2 protein-coding genes, 1 tRNA gene and 1 pseudogene are annotated in these 3,364 nt (G+C 78.9%); 2 read left to right on the plus strand and 2 right to left on the minus strand.

The features are described from left to right. Both RKE29_RS28805 and RKE29_RS28810 read left to right on the plus strand, forming a co-directional pair. Positions 1 to 203: pseudogene (locus tag RKE29_RS28805) on the plus strand (hypothetical protein); the annotation flags it as partial. Between the two features lie 57 nt (positions 204 to 260). Further along, positions 261 to 334: transfer RNA gene (locus RKE29_RS28810), tRNA-Lys, on the plus strand. A 148-nt stretch (positions 335 to 482) separates the two neighbouring features. On the opposite strand, the gene RKE29_RS28815 is transcribed toward RKE29_RS28810, so the two are convergent. Next, positions 483 to 1,643 carry a nucleotide disphospho-sugar-binding domain-containing protein gene (locus RKE29_RS28815; RefSeq protein WP_312008648.1) on the minus strand — a complete coding sequence of 387 codons (1,161 nt, stop codon included), beginning with the start codon at positions 1,641 to 1,643 and terminating at the stop codon, positions 483 to 485. A 323-nt stretch (positions 1,644 to 1,966) separates the two neighbouring features. Continuing rightward, the gene (locus RKE29_RS28820; RefSeq protein WP_312008650.1) at positions 1,967 to 3,229 is read right to left on the minus strand and encodes an FAD-dependent monooxygenase; all 1,263 of its coding nucleotides are present in this window, start codon (positions 3,227 to 3,229) and stop codon (positions 1,967 to 1,969) included. Positions 3,230 to 3,364: the final 135 nt, after the last annotated feature.

The following is a 3,364-nucleotide window of genomic DNA, read 5'->3' on the forward strand; positions in this document are numbered from 1 at the left end:
GCGGCAGCGGCGGCGCGCCGGGGCCGGCCGGCCGGCCCGCACCGGCCGCGGCCTCCCGCTGGCTGGTCGCGCCCGACGTCCGGCACCCCTGGCTGCCCGGCCCGGACGCGCTGCTGTGGGCCTGTGTGCGTACGGTGCGGGCCGCCTCCTCCGGCCCCGGCCGCACGTCGGTGACCAGCGCACCCGTGCTGTTCCGGGGCTGACCGGACGGCGATTTCCGCGCGGGTGGGACCGGGTGCTAAGGTCTTCTACGTCAGCAGGCGCCGCTAGCTCAGTTGGTTAGAGCAGCTGACTCTTAATCAGCGGGTCCGGGGTTCGAGTCCCTGGCGGCGCACAGACGGCGGAAGGGCCCCTCACCGAGGTGAGGGGCCCTTCGCGTGTCCCTGTGCCCTTCGCGTGTCCTTCGGCGGCCTGCGGCGGCGGTTTCCGGCGGCGGCCTGCGGCGAGGCGTCCGCTCCGGTGCTGTCCCAGGGCCGCCGGTCTCACCCGGCCGGGGACCCCCACCCGACCGGCCGCCGCCGGTCGGTCAGCCGGGCCACCGTCTCGTCCGGGCCCGGCAGCGCCAGCGCCTCGTCCCGCAGTGCGCGCGCCGCCACCGCGTACCCCGGCTGCTCCAGCAGGGCGAACAGCTCCTTGGCGAGGTGCCCGGCGGACCGGGCCGCGCCCCGCCGGGCGGCGCCCGTCCGCCGCAGCCGGGCCGCGTTGAGCTGCTGCTCGGGGCCGTAGGGCAGGACCAGCTGCGGGACGCCCGCCACCACCCCGGTCATCACCACGGCGCCGCCGCCCTGGTGGACCAGCACCCGGCAGCCGGGCAGCAGCGCGGGCAGCGGCCCGGCGGCGCCCCCGGCCCGTACCGCCCGCACGCCCCGGGTGGCCGCCTGGAGGAGCGCGTCGGTCACCGCGGCGGGCGGCACGGGGCTCTCCCAGGCCAGGCACACCCGCTGCCGCGCGGGATCGTCCGGGCCGCCACCCTCGCCGGGCGGGGCCGGGCCGTCCCCTGAGGGCACGTACCGCACGGGCATCCGGCGCACCGCCGACGGCAGCGCCAGGCTCGGCGGGCACGGATCGAGCCACACGTCCGGCTCCCGGTCCGGGGGCACGCCGTAGCGGTCCAGCAGGCGCGCGTACGCCGGCTGCGGCTGCCCGGCCGGGTCCAGGCCCTCCCGGTCGAACCTGACCACCGCCGCGCTCCCCCACAGGTGGCTGACGGCCGGCACGCCGAGCGCCGCCGCGGCCACCGTGCCCGCGTACGTGCTGGCGTCGTGCACCACCAGGTCGGGCTGCCACAGCCGCGCCCAGGCGATCAGGTCGGGCGCCATGGCCTCGGCGGCCCGGACGCGCTGCCGGGCCAGCGCGCGGACTATTCGGTGCTGCTCCGGGCTGAGCCCGGCCGGGCGCACCGGCCAGTCCGCGGGCCACTGCCCGCCGGATCCGGCCACCGGCGGCGGCGCGGTCGGGACGCCGGCCCGCGCGGGCGCGACGCCGACGGGGACGGGGACCAGGCCCGTGCGGGCGACGGTCGCCGCGCAGCCGGGCGGCACAGCGAACCGCAGCCGGTGGCCCGCCGCCAGGAAGGACCGGGCCAGCGGCACCATGGGCCACAGGTGGCCGCCCGCGGCCCGGGTGGTGAACAGCACGCGCACAGGTTCGTCTCCTCCGTCGTCAGGATGTCCGCCGTTCTGGGCCGACGTTCCGGGCGCCCGCCGTCCTGGGCCGCCGACGGGGCTGGGGCGGCCCGGGCCGACCGCCGCGCGGGACGGGCCTCGGGGACGCCGTGCCGCACCGGGGCGGCGGGGCGGGGACGGACGTGGGAGGACGGCCGCGGCGGCCTGCCGGGCAGCGCGGCCGGACGGCGCAGCCGGGCGGGGCCGGGCGGGCAGGGCCGGGCGGGCGGGCGGGGCCGATCCGGGCAGGGCCGATCCGGGCAGGGCCGGTGCGGAGCGGCACGGTCGTCGCACACCCGCGGTCACGGCCTCCCGCGCCGCGCGCCCACCGCGCCGGAGACGCGGATCGACGGATTCCCGTACGCCACCCGGCGCAGCATCGTGCGGTGCAGCGGGGTGCGCCGGATGACCCGTACGAGACCGGGCCACATCCCGGCCGGGGACGGGCCGCAGGGCAGCTCGGACCGGCTCTGCAGGGCCTGGAGCCGCAGAACGGCCGCGATGTCGCGGGAGCGCCGCTCCTCGAAGGCCGCGAGCCGGGCCCGGCTGAGGTCGCCGGCCGCCAGCGCGTCGACGAGCAGCGGGTGCAGCACCACGGCGTCCTGGATGGCCAGGTTGATGCCCTGCCCGCCGATCGGGCTGTGCGTGTGGGCCGCGTCGCCGATCAGCACCAGCCCCTCGTCCGCCCAGCGCTCGGCACGCGCGCAGAACACGTCGAGCAGGCTCATGTCGCCGGACGAGCGGATCTGCTCGCGGATGAGGGCGGCGTACGGCGGCACGGCGCGCGCCAGCTCCTCCTTGACGTACTCCAGGCCGCGCGCGGCGAGGTGGCGGTAGGCGCGGTGCGGCAGGGTCCAGCCGAACTGGATGCGGTCCGGCCACGACTCGTGCACCAGCACCGGCGTGCTGCCGGCCCGGAACACCAGCACGTCCCGCGCGGACGCCGCGCTGTGCGGCCGCTCGCTGACGAGCTTGAACCACAGCAGGTCGCGGTCGAAGGCCGGGACGTGGTCGGCCGCTATGCCCGCCAGCCGCCGTATGCGGGAGAACCGGCCGTCCGCGCCCACCACGACGCGGGCCCGCACGGTGCACGGGCCGAACGGGCCGTCGGAGGTGACCCCCGCGACCCGGCCGCCGTCGCCGCGCAGCAGCCCGCTGACCCGCCGCCCGGCCAGGTAGCCGAAGCCGGGCGAGCGCAGGCAGTGGACGAGCAGCTCCTCCAGCACGTGCGGCTGCGGGATGCTCAGCAGGTGGTCGTACGGGGGTGGCAGCAGCCGGTAGTCCGCGTTCAGCAGCACCCGGCCGCCCTCGACGAGGCGGAGCCGGTCGTGCTCGCGCGCGCCGCGCGCCCGGGCGCCGACGAGTACGCCGATGTCGTCCAGCAGCTTCATCGCGCCGGGCTGGAGTATCTCGCCGCGGTACTCCCGCTGGTGCCACAGCGCCCGCTCCACCACCATCACGCGCGCTCCCGACCGGAGCATCAGCAGCGCGAGGACCAGGCCGCCGGGACCCCCGCCCACCACGCAGACGTCGGTGTCGAACCGCTCGTGCCCTGGGCCCTGCATCGTCCGCTCCCCACGTTCCCCGTACGGCACCGCCTGCCGGTGCCGCTGCCGCTTCCCGCCGCTCGCGCGTCCCGCCCCGCCCGGCGTGGCCGACCGCCGCCGCCCGGCCCCGGTGGGCGGTCGGCGCCGGGCCGC

It is taken from the genome of Streptomyces sp. B1866 (genome assembly GCF_031932565.1).
Taxonomy (GTDB): Bacteria; Actinomycetota; Actinomycetes; order Streptomycetales; family Streptomycetaceae; genus Streptomyces.